The sequence below is a fragment of the Streptococcus sp. 1001283B150225_161107_H12 genome, from assembly GCF_015552665.1.
In the GTDB taxonomy this organism is placed as follows: domain Bacteria; phylum Bacillota; class Bacilli; order Lactobacillales; family Streptococcaceae; genus Streptococcus.
On sequence record NZ_JADNFC010000001.1, the window covers coordinates 660,390 to 682,067 of the forward strand.

Annotated in this window: 25 protein-coding genes and 2 pseudogenes; 23 read left to right on the plus strand and 4 right to left on the minus strand. The window is 29.0% G+C overall.

The annotated features are described in order from the left end of the window. The first annotated feature begins 192 nt into the window (after window positions 1-192). Genes I2C87_RS03020 through I2C87_RS03065 form a run of 10 tightly spaced genes read left to right on the plus strand, consistent with a single transcriptional unit; the run spans window position 193 to window position 9,195 of the window. Entirely contained in the window at window positions 193-330 is a 138-nt protein-coding gene (locus I2C87_RS03020; RefSeq protein WP_176752507.1) for a hypothetical protein, read from the plus strand. Window positions 331-377: 47 nt separating this feature from the next. Beyond that, the gene (locus I2C87_RS03025; protein ID WP_094753905.1) at window positions 378-665 is read left to right on the plus strand and encodes a hypothetical protein; all 288 of its coding nucleotides are present in this window, start codon (window positions 378-380) and stop codon (window positions 663-665) included. Next, window positions 646-1,119, plus strand: a complete 474-nt coding sequence (locus tag I2C87_RS03030) for an NAD(P)H-dependent oxidoreductase (RefSeq protein WP_094753906.1) — start codon at window positions 646-648, stop codon at window positions 1,117-1,119. Before I2C87_RS03025 ends, I2C87_RS03030 begins: the two co-directional genes overlap by 20 nt. Window positions 1,120-1,121: 2 nt before the next feature. Beyond that, a complete protein-coding gene (locus tag I2C87_RS03035) occupies window positions 1,122-2,327 on the plus strand; it encodes a CocE/NonD family hydrolase (protein ID WP_094753907.1) in 1,206 nt (401 codons plus the stop codon). Continuing rightward, window positions 2,308-3,534, plus strand: coding sequence for a YcaO-like family protein (locus tag I2C87_RS03040; RefSeq protein WP_094753908.1), 1,227 nt, complete (start codon window positions 2,308-2,310; stop codon window positions 3,532-3,534). Before I2C87_RS03035 ends, I2C87_RS03040 begins: the two co-directional genes overlap by 20 nt. Window positions 3,535-3,541: 7 nt before the next feature. Beyond that, on the plus strand, window positions 3,542-4,066 hold the full coding sequence (locus tag I2C87_RS03045; protein WP_094753909.1) for a methyltransferase domain-containing protein: 525 nt from the start codon (window positions 3,542-3,544) through the stop codon (window positions 4,064-4,066). Then, complete coding sequence (locus I2C87_RS03050; protein WP_094753910.1) at window positions 4,066-5,259, plus strand: MFS transporter; 1,194 nt, start codon at window positions 4,066-4,068, stop codon at window positions 5,257-5,259. The genes I2C87_RS03045 and I2C87_RS03050 overlap by 1 nt, the downstream gene beginning before the upstream one ends. Window positions 5,260-5,293: 34 nt before the next feature. Next, window positions 5,294-6,112: a hypothetical protein gene (locus I2C87_RS03055; protein ID WP_094753911.1), complete on the plus strand. Its 819-nt coding sequence runs from the start codon at window positions 5,294-5,296 to the stop codon at window positions 6,110-6,112. A gap of 1 nt (window position 6,113) precedes the next feature. After that, entirely contained in the window at window positions 6,114-8,612 is a 2,499-nt protein-coding gene (locus I2C87_RS03060) for a lantibiotic dehydratase (RefSeq protein WP_195323908.1), read from the plus strand. 25 nt (window positions 8,613-8,637) lie between these two features. Continuing rightward, a complete protein-coding gene (locus I2C87_RS03065) occupies window positions 8,638-9,195 on the plus strand; it encodes a DUF1697 domain-containing protein (RefSeq protein WP_094753913.1) in 558 nt (185 codons plus the stop codon). A gap of 191 nt (window positions 9,196-9,386) precedes the next feature. Here I2C87_RS03065 and I2C87_RS10190 read toward each other — a convergent pair. Continuing rightward, a pseudogene (locus tag I2C87_RS10190) lies at window positions 9,387-9,802 on the minus strand (IS5/IS1182 family transposase); the annotation flags it as partial. A 227-nt stretch (window positions 9,803-10,029) separates the two neighbouring features. Between I2C87_RS10190 and I2C87_RS03070 the strand changes: the two are divergent. From I2C87_RS03070 to I2C87_RS03100, 7 genes are all read left to right on the plus strand, one after another. After that, the gene (locus tag I2C87_RS03070; RefSeq protein ID WP_050078401.1) at window positions 10,030-10,671 is read left to right on the plus strand and encodes a hypothetical protein; all 642 of its coding nucleotides are present in this window, start codon (window positions 10,030-10,032) and stop codon (window positions 10,669-10,671) included. A 9-nt stretch (window positions 10,672-10,680) separates the two neighbouring features. Further along, on the plus strand, window positions 10,681-11,766 hold the full coding sequence (locus I2C87_RS03075) for a toprim domain-containing protein (RefSeq protein WP_000510561.1): 1,086 nt from the start codon (window positions 10,681-10,683) through the stop codon (window positions 11,764-11,766). A 50-nt stretch (window positions 11,767-11,816) separates the two neighbouring features. Beyond that, a complete protein-coding gene (locus tag I2C87_RS03080; RefSeq protein ID WP_000152419.1) occupies window positions 11,817-12,050 on the plus strand; it encodes a DUF5965 family protein in 234 nt (77 codons plus the stop codon). After that, a complete protein-coding gene (locus I2C87_RS03085; RefSeq protein WP_000159223.1) occupies window positions 12,047-12,430 on the plus strand; it encodes a DUF5945 family protein in 384 nt (127 codons plus the stop codon). The genes I2C87_RS03080 and I2C87_RS03085 overlap by 4 nt, the downstream gene beginning before the upstream one ends. Window positions 12,431-12,467: 37 nt before the next feature. Further along, entirely contained in the window at window positions 12,468-12,743 is a 276-nt protein-coding gene (locus tag I2C87_RS03090; RefSeq protein ID WP_000495441.1) for a hypothetical protein, read from the plus strand. Window positions 12,744-12,824: 81 nt separating this feature from the next. Next, window positions 12,825-13,457 carry a DUF3990 domain-containing protein gene (locus tag I2C87_RS03095; protein ID WP_000424175.1) on the plus strand — a complete coding sequence of 211 codons (633 nt, stop codon included), beginning with the start codon at window positions 12,825-12,827 and terminating at the stop codon, window positions 13,455-13,457. After that, window positions 13,448-13,675, plus strand: a complete 228-nt coding sequence (locus tag I2C87_RS03100; RefSeq protein ID WP_000301903.1) for a hypothetical protein — start codon at window positions 13,448-13,450, stop codon at window positions 13,673-13,675. The genes I2C87_RS03095 and I2C87_RS03100 overlap by 10 nt, the downstream gene beginning before the upstream one ends. A 158-nt stretch (window positions 13,676-13,833) precedes the next feature. On the opposite strand, the gene I2C87_RS03105 is transcribed toward I2C87_RS03100, so the two are convergent. Together I2C87_RS03105 and I2C87_RS03110 are read right to left on the minus strand one after the other, a co-directional pair. Next, window positions 13,834-14,145 carry a transposase gene (locus I2C87_RS03105; protein ID WP_416385281.1) on the minus strand — a complete coding sequence of 104 codons (312 nt, stop codon included), beginning with the start codon at window positions 14,143-14,145 and terminating at the stop codon, window positions 13,834-13,836. Between the two features lie 65 nt (window positions 14,146-14,210). Then, window positions 14,211-15,107, minus strand: a complete 897-nt coding sequence (locus I2C87_RS03110; RefSeq protein WP_195323909.1) for a tyrosine-type recombinase/integrase — start codon at window positions 15,105-15,107, stop codon at window positions 14,211-14,213. Between the two features lie 93 nt (window positions 15,108-15,200). On the opposite strand from I2C87_RS03110, the gene I2C87_RS03115 reads away from it, so the two are divergent. Continuing rightward, window positions 15,201-15,773, plus strand: a complete 573-nt coding sequence (locus I2C87_RS03115) for a hypothetical protein (protein WP_151379471.1) — start codon at window positions 15,201-15,203, stop codon at window positions 15,771-15,773. Here I2C87_RS03115 and I2C87_RS03120 read toward each other — a convergent pair. After that, window positions 15,770-17,020, minus strand: coding sequence for a hypothetical protein (locus I2C87_RS03120; protein ID WP_195323910.1), 1,251 nt, complete (start codon window positions 17,018-17,020; stop codon window positions 15,770-15,772). The two genes, I2C87_RS03115 and I2C87_RS03120, sit on opposite strands and share 4 nt — an antisense overlap. 360 nt (window positions 17,021-17,380) lie before the next feature. Here I2C87_RS03120 and I2C87_RS03125 point away from each other — a divergent pair. The 5 genes and pseudogenes from I2C87_RS03125 to I2C87_RS03145 all read left to right on the plus strand — a co-directional run bounded on the left by I2C87_RS03125 (window position 17,381) and on the right by I2C87_RS03145 (window position 21,676). Beyond that, a pseudogene (locus tag I2C87_RS03125) lies at window positions 17,381-17,846 on the plus strand (helix-turn-helix domain-containing protein). Window positions 17,847-18,142: 296 nt separating this feature from the next. Beyond that, window positions 18,143-18,421: a hypothetical protein gene (locus tag I2C87_RS03130; protein WP_094753228.1), complete on the plus strand. Its 279-nt coding sequence runs from the start codon at window positions 18,143-18,145 to the stop codon at window positions 18,419-18,421. A 57-nt stretch (window positions 18,422-18,478) separates the two neighbouring features. Beyond that, on the plus strand, window positions 18,479-19,645 hold the full coding sequence (locus I2C87_RS03135; protein ID WP_094753227.1) for a toll/interleukin-1 receptor domain-containing protein: 1,167 nt from the start codon (window positions 18,479-18,481) through the stop codon (window positions 19,643-19,645). 1 nt (window position 19,646) lies between these two features. Next, the gene (locus I2C87_RS03140; RefSeq protein ID WP_195323911.1) at window positions 19,647-21,056 is read left to right on the plus strand and encodes an SIR2 family protein; all 1,410 of its coding nucleotides are present in this window, start codon (window positions 19,647-19,649) and stop codon (window positions 21,054-21,056) included. Further along, window positions 21,056-21,676, plus strand: coding sequence for a TIR domain-containing protein (locus tag I2C87_RS03145; RefSeq protein ID WP_094753225.1), 621 nt, complete (start codon window positions 21,056-21,058; stop codon window positions 21,674-21,676). The genes I2C87_RS03140 and I2C87_RS03145 overlap by 1 nt, the downstream gene beginning before the upstream one ends. The last annotated feature ends 2 nt before the right edge of the window (window positions 21,677-21,678 follow it).

Sequence of the window (21,678 nt, forward strand, 5' to 3'; positions counted from 1 at the left end):
AGTTGGGAATTAAGTTAACTGTCCATAATTATGCTATGAGCAATATAATTGACAATTTTTGGAATCTCAAATAAAATGAAAGTGGTTTCAACTGAAACTGTTTTGTAGTGGAAAGGCAACAAATAATTTAATAAAACAATTCAGTGCTTATTGATAACATTTTAAATTTAATCTAAGAATTGAGGTACTAATATGTCTGAAAAGAAATTACCAACTATTGAAGAATTATTAACTGAACAATCAGAATCAAAAACAACTTCAAATATTTTATTGAGTTGCCACCATTCACTTGTACACAATGCCTTTGAATGGGTAGAAGAAGATAAATAATTTTTAAATTTGTTTGCCTTTTCACTATATTTTGAGGTGAGGAAAATATGATTATATTGTCAACACAGAATCTATTTTTTATTTTGAAAATTGATCAAAATAAATCCACATATTGTTTACACTGTTTTGAACAGTTACTGAGCTCAGAGTATTCTAATATAGAATATTTAAGTCCTGAATTTGATAAATATGATTACTTAAAACGAAATTTTATATCTAAAATAAAAAAGAATCAATATGGAATTTACGATGAATCAAAAAAAACTTTTGAAGTTTTAAATATCTATAAGGTTCCAGGCTGTTTAGGAAAAAAACATGAAAATATTAGTTATTAATTGCTCAGGAAGAGCGGAGAATAATACAAAATTTATTTATTATAATATTTTAAAAAAATTAGAAATATCTGAAAAACTAGAATTTGATATTATTTCGCTTTATGATATATACGAGAAGTTGCCAGATTATTTAACAATCTTTGGTAGATATAAATGTATTTTATGGCTAACTCCTGAATATAATCGTAGTTATTCTTCAAATGTAAAGTATTTTATTGAAAATTTAGGAGTCGAAAATTTTTATGGGAAGATCAATGGGATTATTTCTACCTCAATTGGGCCGTCTTCAAGATGCGGTTTGAATGAGTTCGCAAACCTCTTATTTTCAATGGATACTCTTGTGATACCTCCTGGGATTGAATATAATTATTTGCTTGAAATTGATGAAAATACTATAAATAGAATTAAAGTGTTATTGAAAAATCTAAAGTTTTTTTATTTGAAACTGTTATAATTATGGATAAAATTTTTATTGTTGGGCTACAAACATTTATTTTTAAAGGGAATGATACTTGTTTTATCGTTCGCACTCCTTATGATGCATCAAAATATATTAATTGGGCCGAAAAATTAAATAGTGATTATGGATATAGTGTTCTATTACAGGATGTCAGAGGAAGATATGGTTCATTTGGTGAATGGGTTCCATATGAAAATGAAAAAAAGGACTCAGTTAGGTTGCTAAGATATCTACGTTCCCAGAATTTTTCAAATATCGTTATAATAGGTTCCTCTTATGAAGCATATTGTGCACGCATTCTAGCGTTTGAGACACAAAATTCGATTCCTACAAAGCTATTAATTCGGGTAGGTGTCCGAAACCAAGTGGAAGCAGTTTTTAATGATGGAGTATTTAGATTGGGAGATTTTGTATGGTGGAAAAATATTCATGGTACAGGTAAAAAAAGTAGTCCAATCATTGTAACTAGTCGAATTATAAAAGAAATTGAAACAAGAGTTGCACCACCAAAAATAAAAGACCTTGATGTGGTTTTCCCCAAAGTCCCTGTAATAATTATTGCTGGGTGGAAAGATGGTTATTGTAAATATGCTTTTGATGATTATAAACAATGGTTACATGTTCAAAAACAATTAATCGTTACTCCTTTAGATCATGACTTAAAAAATATTGGTAGATATTTTAATGAGGTAGAATGGTATAAAGGGCTACAAATAAAAAAAGGTTTTAGCAAAATATATTTTCAGAATGTCAAGGATGAAGTGTATGAAAGCTTTTTTCTAGATAATGACAAACAATTTGAAAAATTGAATTTTTCTTCTTGTATTGGAAATAACACAACCAATATTAATAATGGTTCAAAAGTCTTAGGAATCTTTTTAGATAATAATTTTATTAATCTTGAAATTAAAGATTTTCAATATCTAAATAGCTTAAAATTATTTTACAAAACGATTGACGAGGATATTTTTGGTGAAATTTTTTATCTTAATAAAGATAATGAATCGATACTTTTATCAGAATTTATATTAAATAAAGGTTCAAACTCAACAGAGTTTCCTCCTATAAGTATTAAAAAAATAAACCAATCAATTTTACTCAAAATTATTTTTAGTAACAATATGTTTCCTAGGTATCCTAAAAAAGAAAAATTAGTTCATCTACAATTAGAAGGAGTATTATATGGTGGAAAACATTGTTAACTCAGCACTTTACAACAAGTATACAGGAATTATTAAAAAAATAGAATTGATTAAAGTTGATAATTTTAAAGAATTTAAACTCGTTAGATCTAAAGTGACTGATAGGAACAAGTATGATAAAAAGTATCTTTTTGATGGTGTTGGAACTGGTTGTTCAATTGATTTTAATACAGCTTTATATTCAAGCATGGGGGAAGCGATTGAAAGATATTGCGCAAACATTGTTCCCGAAAATCTTAAATTAGCGTCAGAAGAAGAGCTTGCTTTAGAAAATTTACCATTTTATGAACTTAATAAGTTTATTACATATTCTGATGAACTATTAGAACAGGAAGGTTTCCCTTTTAAAAAAGCTACTCGTGTAGATAAAATGTATTGGAAGGATTCTTTTAATTATTTGACAGGTGAGGATTGTTATGTACCGGCTTCACTTGTTTATGTTAATTTTACTGATCACAGATTTAATTTTCCAAATTTGTCTGGAATAGCAAGTGGAATTAATGTAGATAAAGCTGTTCAAAGTGCATTAATGGAAGTGATTGAAAGAGATGCTTCTATCAAATGGTGGTACTTTGATAGTAAAGAACGACTTATTAAAAAGGAAATTGATGGAGATTATACATTTTTATCCTACCAAATCGATGCTATTGTACCAACTGTTGCTACATTTATCTATGATAATATTAGAAAACTTGTTGCTGTAGGTTTTTCTACAAAGTTTGATATAGAAGATGCTATGGTAAAAGCAAAAGCGGAAGCAGTTCAACTACATTACAATATGCTAAATTTAATTGATGGAAATATAAGTGATAATGATCCTGTAAAAGCATATTTAAAATCTGATAATATGAATAGATATTATATGGATGATTTCAGAACAGATAAAATGGATATGTTTGACTTAATTCACAATTTACAATATTATCTGGATCCACGAGCGTTCGATTTACTTAAATATAGATTGACTGAGATTGTGGAAGAGCCAATTTTTGAAGGAATTTACACTGATTTGAACTCGTTAATTAATTATTTTAAAATTAAGAATCAAAAAGTTATCGTTTCAGTTGTGACATCAAATGACATAAAAGAAATAGGATGGGAAGCTGTTAGAGTTCTAGTTCCCGGTTTTTTTATAAATGCACCAACTGCATATTTACCGATAGATTTTAAAAAGATAGCAGGTAGATTACCCTTACCACATAGTTAATGAAACGATGAAAAAATACAAAGAATATGAAAAAGAAATATTAAGTTTAGTTGATGAATTAAATTTTAAGCAGCGCAATCTATATGTAGATGCAAAAAATATACTTATTTTAGGTTTTGATTCTGAGATTTCAAATTTAAGAGTAACAAAAAGTAACGTTGTTATTATAGATATTAATCCGAAAAAAATTAATCTCAACAATGTAAAATTTATAAATAATGATTTAAATTCAAGCTTCCCTAATTTATCTATTGAATTTGATTTAGTTGTAGCAAATTTTATTATGGAGTATATTCAAGAGAAGAAAATATTTCTAAAAAATATAATTGAAAATTTATCTAAAAATGGAACGCTTGTTATTGGACTGTGGTTTCATAATAGAATATTAACCCAAGATTTAGAAAATAAGTTTAGAATATTTTTCAATAAAGTTGGATTTAAAATTATTAATATAGAAGTCCTTATGAGAGATGTAAATGACCCCATTTTTATACCTAAAGTATTATTTATCACTTTAGAAAGAGAGCAATAATGAAAAAAAATATAATTAATTCGTTCTATCTATCCGCAAATCTAATAACTTTTACTCACACAGTCTTCAGAGTGTTACTTATTTTGTACTTTTCTAATGAATTCAGAAAAACTTTGGAAATTGGTTACATAATGTTGGCGGATACTTTGCCATTTTTGATTCTGGGGCCTTTAATTGCTACGATTGTTAATAAATTTAATCGAAAAAAAATAATTAGCCTAACTCTTTTTATAGATATTTTGGTAGATATTTTAACTCTTTTTATGATTATAGAAGAAAAATATAGTTTTCTAGTAATACTTTTGATTCTTGCTGTAAATAACTTCAATACTTCGTTATACAGCGTATCAGAATCATCTTATTTTCCATTAATTGTACCTTCAGAGAAACTAAGTAAGTATAATTCTTCTCTTTATTTCATGAGTAGTTTAGCATACATTCTTTCTCCAAATATTTCATATTTTATAGTCAACAAAAGAATAATAATATCTATTCTATATATTGTATTATCTATTACTTTGCTTACATTAATTAATTCATTGATAATTGATGAGGTAATAGTTACTTCTAATGAAACCAAAAGTAAGACATCTTTAGTGAGTTCGTTTACCTATACTCTAAAAAATCCTACATTAACAATTGCTTTAATTGTCTTGATAATAGGAAATATTTTTGATGCACCTTTGGATACAGTTATACTTACAAAATATGCTTCTGAAAATAGTATTGAAAAAGTTGGAATAATAATGTCAATGAGCGGAATAGGTTCATTATTATCTTCTGTTTTGATAGGATTTGCTTCAAAGAATAATAAAATATTTACAATTTTAATGAGAATCTCTTCTGTCGGTCTATCAATAAGTGGTTTGTTACTTTTGTTGGTAGATAATTATTTTATTTTCATTCTTATTTTTTTATTGATATATCTTTCAATGGGTATTAGAACTATCTATATAATTACATTAAGACAAATTGAAACACCAAAGGAAATTTTAGGTAGTGTAAATACTTTTTTCAAATATGTTGCTTTCGGTATTTCTCCAATCTCTATTTGGTTTTTCAGTCAACTTTCTAAATACTTTTCAAATGGAAATTTATTAAGATTTATAGGGATTGGTTTTTTAGTCGCTGGATTGGTCTCATTTATTTCACTTAGTCCAAATGGGAAATTAGCATTAAAAGAAAAATCATAATGTATTTATAAAATGAAATCTAGAAAGGTTTGATATGAGTAAATATGGAATAATGTTACCTATCTCATTAAATGGATATCATTCAGATGTTGAATTACTAACAGACATAGAGAATAATAAAATTGATAGTATTTGGGTTAGAGACTTACCTGTTGCCCAATTTTTGGATAGAGATGAAGGTAGTTGCTTGGATCCATTTCTTTTTGTGAATGAACTTTCTTCAACTTTTGATAAAAAATTTATTTTAGGGATAGCTGTAATAAATACTTCATTTAGAACACCAGAAAATACTATTAGGGAAATTCTATCTACGCTAGAATTAAAAGAAAAATCTAAATTTATTTTCGGAATAGGTGACGGAGCAAAAAATGCAGTATTTGAATTACTTGGTATAAATTATGATGAAAAGAGAATATTATTTGAGAAATGGCTTGATAGGTATGTGGCATATTATCAGAATCAAGTATCAGGTTTATCAAGTGTTGAAAGCAGAACTTATATAAAGTGGTTTAAAGATATAAAAATTCCGAAATTGACAGTTTCTACTAGAAATATGGACTTACTTCAAAAATATGCAGACATTATTGAGAGAAATATAATTTGGTACAGTCAGCCAACTATAATTTCTGATATCAAAACTAGTTTTCCCGATATTGAATTGAACATGTTTCTTCGAATTAAGCTAGTCTCAAAAAATAATACATTAAAATTTGATGATAAAAGTAGAACCATTGTTGTGTCTCCTGATAAATTAAGACGACTTTCTGAAGAATATTCAACACTCGGTGTGGAAAGATTGATTCTGTCATTAGAGAATCCAAAGGTGTCAAGTAGTTTACTTAATAGGTTATAAAATGGAAAATTATTTATTGGAATATATAATTGATCGTAAAACAAATACTAAATTTGAAGGGTTAGATAAATTATCTTCTAAATTATTTTATGATTTCAGTTTAGATTTTATTGATAGATTGAAAGACAATGAATCAAATAGAATATCAACTATCAATCTAATTAATGAAAAATTAAGAGTTGAATATATTAGTAATTACTATGATATAAATAAAAAATTAAAAAAAAATAAGTTGATAGATATAAATAAACTTGGTTTGAATAATTCAGCTGAGTTAAAAGAATTGATCAATGCTTATAATTTTTACATTTCTGAAAAACAATTTCTAAAAGAAAGTTACCAAGCACTGTTTAAAGAACAAGTACAAATAATGAATGATGAGTTCAGAAAATCTGAAACATTTGAAACCTTGAATAGTTTATTACCATTAATAAGCACTAATCTTGAAAATGATTTAAATAATTTTCTTATTCATAGACGCAATGATAAGAAAACTAGACAATTTTATGAAACAATGCTAAAAATATTTGTCAGAGGAGTAACTAAAACTACTCCATTTAGTTTATATGCTTCTACTGCACTGATTAAGAATAACCACGTTGTTGAACATAAAGAGAATATTTTAAAAGTTGAAATTAATTTTGTTATTTTAAAGATGGTTTTTGACACTATTCTGAAAAATAAATTGTTCAGAAAACAAGTGAGCTACAGAGTTTCGTTTTTGAATATAGGAGAAGATTCTACAAGTATTATTCTACAAAACACTAGTTTGAGTGCTGACAGAATAATTAATAACGTAGATACTTTCAAAACATTTAGAAATAATTTTTTTTATGAAAAAATTTTAAAACATTTAGATAAAAAGAGTTTTAATTTTTTAGATTTCTTTGATGAAATTCAATCAATTTGTAAATGTTCTGGAATTGAATTAACTTTAGAAGAAGTAGAGAGTTTATTTGATTCTTTTGTAAATAGTGGTTTAATAGTCTCTGACTTAATATTGGATGAAAGTAAAAAGGATATATTTGAGGAGTTTTACAATCAACTTGATTATTTTGACGATAAAACTGGTATCTTACAAGAAATTAAAAATATAGTAAAAAAAATTGAAAAAATAGTTCAAAAATTTAGTGATTCTGACTATAAAAAAAGATTTTATTATCTAAAAGAAATGAAGTCTTATTTGGTTCAAATAGAAGATATTTTAGATATTAAAATTAATAATAACACTTTAATATATGAGGATATGTTGTATTACGATTATACTCCTAGGTGTAGTAATCTAGATGTAAAGTCGCTATTGCTTTTACAAAATTATTTAATAATATTTGATTGGATGTTAGATGCTAGAATCCTTTTCGCTCAAGAATTTGTTAAAAAGTTTTCTACAGAGGAAATTAGAGGAGATAATATTGAAATTTATAAATTATTTGGACAAGTTATTGAGGAGTTGCCTTTAAATGAATCAAACAGTCAGGATTTAAATGTAATAAGGGAAGCTCGTAAAACTTTTTTCAAAAAAATAAAAGAAATTATTAAATCTGGATTAGATGAGGTAGATATTAGAGATTTCATTCAAACCGAGTTGAAGTCTTTCGGTGATATTACATCGAAATTTGCTAATTCATCAACATTTTTTTTACAAGAGGGTCAAGATGAAGTAGTAATCAATAAAATTTACAGAGGCTACTTAACAAGATTTACTAGATATTTTAAATATTATAATATTGATAAGACCCTTTTAGTAAAATATCTAAAGAATTCAATAAAGACTAATTTGGTAGAAATTCGTGAGAGCTTTGGCAGTAACTTAGGTGTGCATGAATCAATCTTAAGTTCAAGGCTTTTGCTAGATACTACAGAAAGACTGGATATTAATGAAAAAGATACCATTATAAAAACTGAAGATTTAACATTTAAATATAGTAATAAAACAGAAATGGTTGATATATTTTATAGAGGAGAGGCAATTTTTCCATTATACATGAGTTCAGTTGCAAATGAACTATTGCCAATTCAACTTCAATTTTTTAATTCATATCAAACCTCTGCGATATTTGATTTGAATCTCATTAATATTTATAAGATAGATGAAATTGTTGATGAAACACGACGAATGGTTCAGTGTACAATACCAAAAATAAAGTGTGGTAACGTAGTTCTCGTACGAAAATCATATATAATAAAGAATGTGTTTAATTTGTTGGTTCCCCTTGAGGAGTTATATTTAGAAATATTAAAGAAATTTGAAGAAGAGGGACTTCCGAAACGTTTCTTTGTAAAAAAAATATTGAAAAACTACTATCAAGTAAATCGGAATGAACGAAGTAAAGTAAAATCGTTTTACATTGACCTTGCTTCAATTGATCTCGTTAAAATATTTATTAAGTACTTTAAAAATAATGATAATTTACTATTGGAGGAAGTTTTTCCCCTGTTTGACAATCAATACTCACATGAGATTCAAATTGAAAATACTCTATATTTCCCAAAAGTTTAATATTTCAATTTCAAAGGAGAAGTAAATGCAATATGTCTTGTTATTAAGAGGAATTAATTTAGGTAAACAGAATAAAGTTAGTATGATAGTATTAAAAAAACAGTTGATAGATTTAGGATTTCTAGATGTGGTAAGCTATCTTAATACTGGAAATATTTTATTTAAGACTGACAAAGGTGTTCAAGAAATAGTAGATTTGATTTCAGAATTATTCCGAACATCATATTCATTTAATATTCCTTTTGTAGTGATTTCTTCCAATGAAATTATGCAGGATTTTAAGAAATTACCTAATTGGTGGTGGAATAACAATTCTTATCGTAGGGATGCACTCTTTTATTTAAGAGAAACAAATCGAGAAATAATAACAGAAATAATTGAAAATCAGTGGGATACGAATGATTTGAAATTTTTTATTGGTGAAACAGCTCTTTTTGTGATTTCTAATTCTAAGGAAGAATATCAGTCATCATTACATTCTAAAAAAATTATGAAAAGTCCATTTAATAAGATTGTGACACTAAGGAATAACAATACTTTTAACAATGTTATTAAATTATTAATTGACAAATCGAATTGTTAAGATACTATCAATAATTATGTGTAAACACTCAAAAAGAGGCATTTAAGCCTCTTTTACTCTCCTTCAAACACTCTGTCACTGTCCATTTACTGTCCAATATAATGTAATATTATTAAATATCGTTAATTTTTTTGAACTCTAAAGCCTTTAAAATCAAGATTTCTAATGATATCAAGACCTAAAGAATCTTAAATTAAGTCTTGTGTCTTCGTGGTGTGTCTCTTTTTTCCTGAATAATTTTACTTTGGTTTCTTTTAGGACGTTGAAATAGGACTTTCTATGACATCAATAGCTATAGTGACACTTGCTGCTTTTAAGTTGTCTAAGGCAAATAGACCTGAAGAACGAAGAGTATCTTCTACCAATATTATCGTTCGGTGACTGTCGCTAATCCAAGACCAAAATCAAAAGCTAGGAGACGTAGAGTTGGTCAATAGAATAAATAACGCAAGTTTAGCATCAACTGTTTTTATAGACTTAGCGTTTTTGGACGTCCTCCTTTATAGTGTTTGGTTTTATAAGCTTTATTTAGACAGGATATCTTCGTTGGGAAGGTGTCCTTTTTTACACTAATAAATAATTTAAAGTTCTCAGAAGTTAGTTGCATGATCTTTTGTAAATAGTTTTCTTAACTATAGTATAGCATAGTACAGTATGCATTTTATTTTTTTCCAATAAGTCTATTATACTTCAAAGACAGCTAGTTTTATTTTTTTCTCTGAACTGTACGATTTTGCGCCTGAAATGTAGGAATTACCTTTCGTTGTGATGTGATAAAACTTACAAGTTCTTTTTGTTATTCTTGACCTAGTTTTTATAGAAAGAAGGTCTAAGATGTTAAATAAAGTCAAAACTAAAGCCTTAATTAGTGTTGGAGCAGTGGCTGCAACTAGCTTTATTCTCATGATGGGATATACTGCTGGTCAACATTCTACTGCTAAACAAAGTCGTAAAGAGATTGAATTGGCTGCAGCTAAACTTGTAGAGGACAAACAAGCAGAAGATAAAGCAAGTATTTTGTCATCAGATACTGTAAAAGAATTTTTGACACAGTACTATACGAAAGAAAAGCTCGGAGAAAATAATACACGTATTCAACCTTATATGACTGAATCAGCTTATTCTCAAGAATTGTCAAGTCAAAATGATGCCATGAACCAAGTGTATAAGGATTATATTTTGGATTATCATTTTGAAAAAGCTGATATCTTTGTCAATCAGACTACGAATCAAGCCATTGCTATGGTGTCTTATAATGTAACCTATGTATCCGATTTAAAGAATGCCAACCAATCAAAGACCAATCAGACAGAAACCAGAACGGTTAAGTTGTCTTATTCGAAACTACCAGGTAAGTTATTGGTCAATCAAGTACAGGTTTGGAAATCTGGGTTAGATGATTTAGATAATGCAACTCCTAAAACTTTAGAAGAATCATCATCAATACCATCACTGCCAAATACTACGACAAAATGATGATATTGCATGGGAATAGAAGAATGTAAGCAAATTTCAATTCTTGATGTAGCCAATCGTTTAGGTATCTCCTTTAAACAAGTTTCGAGCAGTGTCTATGAACATCCTGAACACGATTCATTTCGGATTTTTTCAACTACCAATACTTTTAAATGGTTTTCAAGAGATATTCAAGGTGATGTCATTGATTTTGTTCGACTTGTTAAGGGAATTTCCTTTAAAGAAGCTCTAGCCTTTCTTTCTGAAGAACCTTTTCAAAAAGAAGCTATTCAAGAAAAAAGAGAGAGACCATTTTATTATCCTTTAAAGAGAGTAGAAGATTCTAACTGCAGTTTGACTAGATATTACTTAACAGAATGTAGAGGAATCTCAGAAGAAATCATACAAAAGATGATTCAACAAGGTTTGATAGCACAAGCTAGTTGGAAAACAAATGAAACAGTTGAACCTGTTAACGTTTTTAAAAGCTTTGATCATCGCCACAAGCTGCAGGCAGCAAGCTTACAAGGAATTTATAAGAATCACTCTCTTCCTAGAGAAAGGTTAAAAACGATTCTAAAAGGAAGCCATGGACATGTTGGAATATCCTTTGACATTGGTAAACCAAATAGACTGGTCTTTTGTGAATCGTTCATCGACTTGATGAGCTATTACGAACTTCATCAACAAAGTCTAACTAATGTTCGTTTGGTATCTATGGAAGGATTAAAAAGGTCTGTTGTTGCTTATCAAACTTTACGACTAATAGCTGAAGAAAATCAGAAGTTGGAATTTTTAGATACAGTAACACCTTCAAAGTTATTGCATTTGATCAATACAATTCGTGATACCACCACCTATTTCGATAATCATCCTGATTTATTGACACTTGCGGTAGATTGTGATGATGCAGGAAAAGATTTTTCTGATAAGTTATCTCAATCAGGATTTCCTGTTTTACTGGATTTACCTAATAATGAATCTGGGAAAGAAAAAATAGACTGGAACGATATTCTTAGAGAAAAGAAATCAGATTTTCAATTTAAGCTTGAAACTGTAAAAGAGACATTTGGAAATCCACCAGTAAGACAAAACTCTCAATGTTTAGAATTGTGATAACAAAATCAAGATGTTTTAGCTAATATTAGAATGAAGGAGGATCGTATATGACCATAATCGAGCGCTTAGAAGAAAAGGTCACTAGGCAAGAAAGCAAGGTAGCAAGAGAGACAGAAAAACTCGCTGCTTACAAAGAGCAACTGGAGACAGCGATGTTTGCGACGTTCAAAAGGCGTCAAAGCATCAGTCACATGAGTTTTGAAGAAGCTCTTGACCATGCCTTTGGTAAAGAAAGACAATTCGATGATTCTGAATTTAGAAAGGATGAAATGAGTGAATGACAAAAGATTGGAATTTTAATCAACCATTAGAAAGTAAATCAGAAAATCAAGGGGATTCAGATAAAATTGCGGCCTTATTTGGAAATCATCAAGGAGGTAATGATGTAAATTATGAAGCAGCTTTTCAAAAGCGAAAACAAGCGCCTGTGACGGAATCAAATTCTAGTTCTAAACCTAAAGTTACAGAGGTTAGAACAGGAAAAGAGACAGATATCACTACAAGTTATCAGCAACATCTTAAAAGACTTATTGCTGATAACAATAGCGATATTCAAAGCAGTCAAAAGAAAATTGAAGAGCTACATACGTTGATTGACACAAAGAATAAAGACAATAAGAAATTACAGTCCATTTATGATGCGATTTCGGAATTACACTAAGCAGTCCTGATAGGCTGCTTTTTTTGAGAGGTTATAGATGTTTACAACATTTTTTAAGAAAAATCACGACAATAGTGATGTATTTAAAAAGCTGATTCATAGACTATCTGATATGTCTGTCCAAGATCTTGAAAAAATAGACCGACTGTTAGATATCATTTTCACTCCAGATCAAGAATCAGAACAAGTAAAAACAGAATCAACTTATAGGGAAGAAACTTTGGACGACACATTAAAGGAAGCTAAGAATCAACTTCATAAGGAACAATTGGAGAAGAATTTAGAGAGATTTAGGAAAGACGGAAGGAAGTGAATAGTTTTATACAATTTTCTTTTACTTGAATAAAGTCTTGTGTTATACTTTTAGTATAGACTAGAGAAGGAAGTAAATATTTTGGAGTTGACTACCAAGCAGGAAAAGCAACTAGGTCAGACGCAGTGGTTTCATGCTACATTATTGAGACATTTAGAATCCTTAAAAAGTGGTATAGATGTTAAATTTAATTTAGGAAGTGAGCTAGATTTTGGTCCTGGTTTCTATATCACGCCTGACTTTGAACAAGCTAGAAAATTTATTAACAAGCAAGTTGAAGTATTAAATCGAAGCAGCTCTAATAATAATATTTTTGACTCAGAAGAAGAAGTAGGAATTATAGTAGAATTTCGTATTTCAAATTTTATAGAAATTTTTAAGAACCCTGACTATCATTGTCACTATTTTGCAAAACATAAAAAGTCAGAGTCAGATTTAGATTTTGCTGAATTTGTCGTTCAAAATCGGGAAAATCCAGATGAATTACAACACCATTTTGATTTTATCTATGGTGTTCAGACTGATGACAATCCAACCCAAGCTTTAGCTCGTTTTCGTCAGAATGAAATTACAAAAGAAGAAATGCTTGCTGAGTTTAGAAAACCATATTCTTTTAAACAATTATCCATCCACAACCAATCTTTTTGTGATATAATGAAAATAGAGAAGGTTTATCAATCAAAAACAGGAGAGGAGTTACAAAAATGGCAGTAGTATCATTGGAAAATAATATTAAACTATATAGTTCAGAATTATTTCAAGCACTATTAAAAGCCTCTAATTATAAATTGGATAAGCGTATTGCTCAGACTGTTGCAGAAGGCTATGCTCGTAATCTAGATTATTCTGATCCTGAACTGATGCATGTTGGTGTAACTTCGGTTGCTAACAATCTGCTTACAAAAATTAAACAAGAGTATTTTAATGTATAGTATTTTAAAAAGCCACCGAAAAAGGAATTACTCTTTAAGGTGGCTTTTTTAGAAGTAAAGTTTAGGCTAGAAAAACAAGAAGTAACGCACCAAAAATGGTGCATTTCTTTTTTCTAAATGTTATGGCTCTTTGTCAACTGCAGTGGGTTGAAGAAAAGCTAAGATCTTGAAAGGACACATTTCGTCCTTTCTTTTTTGATGTTCAGAGCGATAAAAATCCGTTTTTTGAAGTTTTCAAAGTTTCGAAAACCAAAGGCATTTCGTTTGATGAGTTTAATGAGATTATTAGTCGCTTCCAATTTGGCGTTAGAATAGGGTATTTGAAGGGCGTTGACAATCTTCTCTTTATTTTTGAGGAATGTTTTAAAGATAGTCTGAAAAAATGGAGTTCTTAATACGTAATAAAGTATAAATGCTGATTCAAAGTGAAGTTTTATATGTTTTTTGCTTTTGTTGAGTATAAAATCTATTAACTAAAGTCGAACTACAAATATTAATTTAAGATGAAGTAAACTGTAACCTTCGGAAATGTCTCTTACTCGATTTCAGAATGAATCACTGACATAGGATTGAAAGAACTAAGTATTTCTTTTTGTTTTGAATGAGATACGTGAGTATAGATTTGTGTGATTGATATAGAACTGTGTCCAAGAATTTGTTGAATATATCGAATATCTACATCATTATCTAGAAGCATTGTTGCAAAGCTATGTCTAAACATATGTGGTGTAATAGTTTTAGATAAGCTATTTTGTTCAACGATTCTCTTTAAAATTAAACGTACACTTTGCTCTGACAATGGTTTAGGCGAATGTTTTCCTGGGAATAGGAAATCATTAGATTCCTTTCCGTTTTTATTTATATATGTTTCTAATAAATTGAAGGTTGTTTGATCTCCTAAAAATAGGATACGCTCTTTCTTGCCTTTTCCTATAATATGGAGTGTCTTATTGGAAAGATTAATATCTTTGAGATGAATGTGACAAAGTTCAGAAATTCTGATACCTGTTGAAAGTAATAGGGAAATAATTAGTAGATTTCTTTCAGCTTTTTGTTTTTGATAGTCAGTTTTAGATATAACTACTCTCTGCTCTAAATATGAAAAAATATTTTTCAGAATATCATACGGAATCGTTTTAGGCAATATTTTTTCAGTTCTAAATTGAAAGCGTAATTGATTGAAGGGATTCTCTTCAATTATGTGCTGGTATTTTAGATAGTTATAAAACACCTTTATACAAGCAATTTTTCTTCTTAATGTATTCGTTTTTATGTTAGATTGTGTCAACTCTTCGATATAGGATTCGACATTATCATAGTTTGAATTATAAAATTGTATAAGATCATTCTTATAAGCTCGAATCGTGTGTGAACTCAAACGCTTATGAGTTTTGCAATAATCTAAGTAAGTAGAAATAAGTTTATAATCCATAAAAATCTCCTTTGTCAATAATCATGCTATTATAAACCTATTTGAGTGCTTTGTATAGTGATAATAAATTGTTATCGGTAGGAGATAGCGAATATGACAAATAAAAAAATAAGAGTATTTTTAAGCAGACCTAATCCATTTACAGAGAATCAAAATTTATTTATTAAAGAATTGATTAAATTTTTAAGACGACACAATATTGAATGTGTAACATTACAAGCTGCTGAGTATACTCCTTACGAAGTCATGAATTCGTTGAGTGAGATGATACAAAGGAGTTACGGAATTATAATTGTTGCATTTGGTCAGACATTTATTTCTAGTGGAACCAGAAAAATGGGAGCTGAGGATAATCCAGACTTCTTTGCATCCAAAGAGACCCACTTAAAGAATAAGTGGGTTACAAGTGTTTATTGTCATATTGAAGGGATTTTAGCGCTAACTTATAATCTTCCAATGCTATCTATTCCTCAAGAAAGTTTAACTGAAGAAGGGATTTTAAAGAAGGGAGAATATTCTATAACATCACCTGAATTCTCATTAGAAACAAAAGAAAATATATTAATGTACTTGCAATCAGAAGGGTTTCAAAAAAGTTTTCATGCATGGAAAAACCTTCTTGATGATAAGTATAACTTTATCAAAGGAGGGGAAATAAACTATTAATTACCATTTACAATTGCAGTTTTAATCCTCTGGAGATCCTCACTTAACATAATACTACCTTCATTAATTGTTTTTTTCTGTCGTTCAGTTAAACCCTCAATATCATTAATAGGTTTTGAAAGAAGGCCTGAAATCAGCATTAAATCCTCTTGATTGGAAAGAAACCAAATGTCGTCATATTCACTAGATTTACGATGTATTTTTTCTAAAGATCCTAAAATAGTTTTTGCTGTATAAACAGATGTATAGTAGAACTCCTTTAAAACTTCAACATCTTTCTCAACTAAGGCTATTTTTAACAGGTTAGCACAGTAATTCCTTGCGCAATAAATATTTCTATCTTCAAAATTCATGCCTAACCTATAGTAATTAATTGCAGAGATTAAGTCACTCCTATTCTTTGTAATATAAAATATACGTAAGAAAATAGCTCCATAAATACCTAATAACTTATGATATGTTGTGGTGTTTATATCTATATATTTACTAATATTTTGCTGTGCCATTTTTAAATTTGCTAGCGAAGATTCATTTTTCTTATAGGATGATAGTAAATAGCCTGCCAAAATTTCTTCATCAATAAATCCACTTTCTAAAATTTGCTGAAATATTTCTTCTGCCTCAGGATACTTTTCTGAATTCTTGAGTTCCGTGGCTTGATCATAAAGTTCAGCTATTGACTTGTCTAATGCTTCTTCACTTTGAATTTCAGTTTTATCGATTAAATCGTTAATTATTACACGGTATAGAGCAGATTCAAAGGCTGGACTATCAGTAAATGTCTCATCTGACTTTATAGCGGAATCAATATATTCAGAAAGCAGTTTTTTTACCTTGTTAACTTCATCCACTTCGTTTAACTTATCAGAATCATATCTGATTTGAGGTAAGTGTGCAATATCAAAAAAGCTAATCTTAGCTGTGTGATGATCACACAGTATAATGGTTGATTTGGGTTTCATAGCATGACGTAGACCTAACTCATAGATAGCATTTTGGTTTAAAGTAGTAATATCTGCAATTACAATATCTGCTTTTAATATACCTTCGATAAATGTTTTCGTTATACTCTGTGTACTGAAAACTTCATCAGCTCTAAAGTGGTTTTTACCATGAACAGAAACTAATTCTTTTTCTAAAATTGTTGGCTTAATTAAATTATTATAGACTTGATTCAAGTCCACTTCTATATTTGTATTAGGAATTTTTTTAGTATTAAACCCCATAACTACAAAACAACTGGTCATTTCTCAACTTTCCTCCCGATAACAATTTATTATCACTAGTATATCATAAATTCATCTTCAGTAGCTTGAATTGTATAATGAATTTTTACTTATCATTCAATAGCAAACTATGATATTGATCAGCTATAGCTAAAACACTGTTTTGAAATTATATCTAATACTTTTGAGTCAATTACAAACTTACAACAACGAGATATTTATATAGTCTGAAGAAAATAAGTACAAATTTATTAGAAAAGCAACATTTTATAGAATTATCACTGAAAATTCTAATTTTAGAATTATACGTTCTATTGATTTAGAATCTGTTTTTTAATTTCTAAATGTTATAATAGTATTATCGAGTAAAAGAAGCATGCCATGATTGGAAACAATATAAAATTCATACGAAAGGCACATGACCTGACATGTCCAGAATTTGCCCGAATTATAAACATTTCACCCAATAGCCTTAGCCGTTATGAAAAGGGAACAAGTATAATTTCAAAAGAATTAATAGACACAATCTGCCAAAAGTTCAATGTATCGTATGTGAATATTGTTGGGAAAGAAAAAATATTAAATCTAGTGGGAAGATAATAAACTGACTTTAAAAATGGAGATTGTTAAGAAACGTTGAACAAATCTCCTAACTCATCACTATTGTTATCAAGATAGCCAGAACCTCGTCTTTAATGATGAGAGCAATCACTTGATTGTAATGAGTGGCGCCTTATCTGATATGGTGAATACCAACATTTATCTAGTGAGTACTTTTGAAGAGCTTGAGCGTTACAGGAGCTACTTGGATGGTATTGAGTACATACTAAAAACATCAGAAATGTGAATGGTAGTTTAATGAGTTTATATGATTCTAGTGAGAATGAGTTCGCCTGTGCCTTAGGTCGAAATGTTTGCACACTGACGAAAGGAAAGTGAATGAGCCAAAATCCAATAGCTATCTTTCTCCATGGAAAAAGCGAACTAGAAAGACAATTATCCATTGTATCAAGCTCAAAGAGTTTCTGTTTAGTGAGTGGAGTAAGGTAAGAAGTAAATGTTGAGACTGGGGAAAACAAATTGAGAAAATTTTAATTAGTCATGTTTTATGTTAATATCAAATAGAAAGAATAGGTGAAAACTATGGAATTAAGAGATATATTAGACAAAGAATTTGAAGAGATTGTTACAGAGTTTCAAAATAGAGGAATAATATTTGAAGGTCAATTTAAAATAATAACTTCAATGTTTTGTAAGAAATATTCAACGGAGTTCTGTAAATTATTGGAAAAGGAAACAGGATTGAACGTGTGGTATGGTTATCAGGTTCCTTATTTTTTCTATTACGATAGTAAAAGGTACGATAATAAAACAGCTTCTCTTGTTGCAGAAGAGTACCAAATTAAAAAAGGGAATTTGTAATAATTTCCGTAGAGGAGTTATAAAACAGTAAATATTTATTATGAGGTTGCAGATTATATGGGCAAAGTAATGAGACAATATAATGAATTTTATATAAAATTACAAAAAGAGTTTAAACTGGCCCATAATATGACCATAGAAGCTATGCCAGCAAAATTTTCCAACAAAGATTATGTTAAAAAATTTATTTATATGTTTCCTGATAAAATTTCTAGACTGATAATAGAAAGAAACTATTGGTATGGTAAACGTATTATTAAAAAAAATTTAGTTAAAATTCAGAGTAAAAGGATGTCTTTAGAAACTAATGATTTTATTCTTGAAACATCTAAATATATAAGAAGGCGAGTAAGAAAAAATATTTTGAGTATTGAAGAGAGAAAAACTCAGGCAGATGAAATTCGAAAAAAATCTTTAGCAAAATTAAAGCTGCAAACTATAAAAAGAAAAAAATCATTAGATTATATCCAAGAAATAAATCCCTCTTATCTGGAACATTATTGCAAAAGATTTTTTAAAACACATGATTTACATGAAAGATTAGAAATCATTAGAGAACTTTCGAAGTATGATTCAAAGGAAGTTCATAATTTTTTCTATGCAATAAATGGTCATGTAAGAAATCAATCGCTAAAAAAAGAAGTTCAGTCGTACTTTCAAAGTTTATCTCTACCGTTTAGATTGAGTAGAAAAAAGAAAGGAAAAACAAATTTTATTGATAATGAAATAGTAACAAATAGGAAAGGACCAGAAGAGTTGAAGAAGAGGTTATACATTGATGATCTAGAAAAGATAAAAAAATTTGATATCTTTCTTTCACATAACTCTCAAGATGAAGAAAAAATAATAACATTTTATAAAAAACTAAACAAAAATGGCCAAGTCGTATATATTGACTGGGTTAATGATAAATACGATCTGAAACGAGAATGGTGTAATACTTCAACAGTCGATATTATCAAAGAGCGTATAAAACAATCGGATGTATTTGTTTTGTACTTTTCAAGTAAGACACTTAATTCTCAGTGGTGTGCTTGGGAATTGGGATATGCAGATGCAATTGGAAAGAAAATATGTATCTATTTTTCAGAAAAAATAAATAGAACAATTATTCCCAAATTTTATTCTATTTATCCAGAGCTACATCTTTCTGAAAACATTACAATTGAAGTTGATAAACAATCATCTATTATATTTAATGATTGGAAAAATAGGAGTAGTTAATATGGAAAAAGAGCAATTTATTAAAAAATATACTGAAGTTATTCAAGAAGGGAATGCGGCAGTATTTGCTGGTGCGGGGACATCAGTTGATGCAGGTTTTGTTAATTGGAAAGAATTGGTAAGACCATTCTCAGAAGAAATAAATTTGGACATTGATAAAGAAACAGATTTAATTGGAGTGGCGCAATACTATATCAATTTTAAAATGGGAAATCGTGGTACTGTGAATCAAGAAATAATTAATCAGTTTTCTAGTTCAGATGCAGAAACAGATGTTATGAATCTATTAACACGTCTTCCCATTTCTACATATTGGACAACAAATTATGATGAGGTCATAGAAAATGGATTGGAAAAAAATAATCGCAGGGGTGATATAAAAAGAAAAGTAGATGATTTGGCTATTAATATTTATGATAGTGATGCTATTGTATATAAAATGCACGGTGATATAAGATCTCCCCAAGATGCAGTTATTTCAAAAGATGATTATGAAAGATATGGTGAGAAAAATTCGTTATTTGTTACAGCCTTGCGTGGGGACCTAGTCTCAAAAACGTTCTTATTTGTAGGGTTCAGTTTTGAAGATCCAAATCTAGAGTCTATTTTAGGAAAGGTGAATATTTTATTAGGAGATAACAAAAGAGAACATTATTGTATTCAGAGAACTGTATTAAGAAAAGATTATAAAACGAAAAAAGAGTATGACTATGCAAAAATAAAGCAAGATTTAAAAATAATAGACTTAAAACGATATGGTATTGAGACTGTTTTGGTAAATGATTATATTGAGATTCCCCAATTATTACTAGAAATTGAAAGAGAATATTTTAAAAATACAATCTTCATCTCTGGTAGTATATCAGACTATAGTAAAAAGTGGAGTAAAGAAAAAGTAAATCAATACTGCTATGATTTATCGAGTTTTCTTGTTTCAAAAGATTATAAAATAATATCAGGATTTGGACTTGGTATAGGAAGTAATGTTATTAACGGTGCGCTAGATCAAATTTATAAAACTAAATATAGACATGTAAGTGAGCACCTTGGTTTGTTTCCTTTTCCACAAAATGACAACGGAGAGAAACCGTTAAAAGAACGTTGGACCGAGAACCGTGAACAAATGATTAGTGAGTCAGGGGTGTGTATATTTTTATTTGGTAACAAGCTAGTTGATGGTAAGGTAGAGCTTGCTTCAGGTATGATGGAGGAATTTCAAATAGCTAAAGAAAAAGGAAAAATAATCATTCCGATTGCCTCTACTGGATTTGCTGCAAAAGAAATTTTTGATGAGATGAAACAATCAGGAGAATATAGTTATTTAGATAATTACTGGGAAACTTTGGAGACTGAAAAGGATTTCACTAAAGTTTTTTCCACGATTGATAAAATTGTCAATGAGGTACGATAATGGCAACCAAAATATTTATTTCGTTCCGTTTTAGTGATGGAAAAGAGATTAAAGATGAACTAGTTGATTTATTTGATGAATCTACTGAGGTAATTAATAGATCAGAAGATGTTGATAGAGGTCAAATGAGTGAGAACATTATTCAGGAATATCTATATGAGAAGTTAAAGGATACATCGGTTACAATTGTATTATTAACTCCAGAGGCTGTTTCTTATAGAAAGAATTGGATTGGAAATTATGATGATTGGCTTTATGATGAACTAAGGTATTCTTTAGAGGATAGAAAAAATAACAGAACAAATGGTGTGATAGCTGTTTATACTGATGAAGCTAGAGATAAGATACTATATGATAGTACTCATTATTGTCAACATTGTCAGCAGACTAAGTCGTGTAGGTCTTTGAAATATTTTGATAATTTAGCTAGAAAGAACATGCTAAATATTAAGTCGGTTTATAAGAAAAATCCATGTAATGATCTTTATGATGATGAGCACGATTCTTATATTTCTTTAGTGAGTTTGAACGATTTCAAAGAAGATTATAGTCGATATATTCAGAATGCAAAAGACAAAAGAGAACGATTAGATGAGTTCAATATAGCTAAGAGGATGTAATA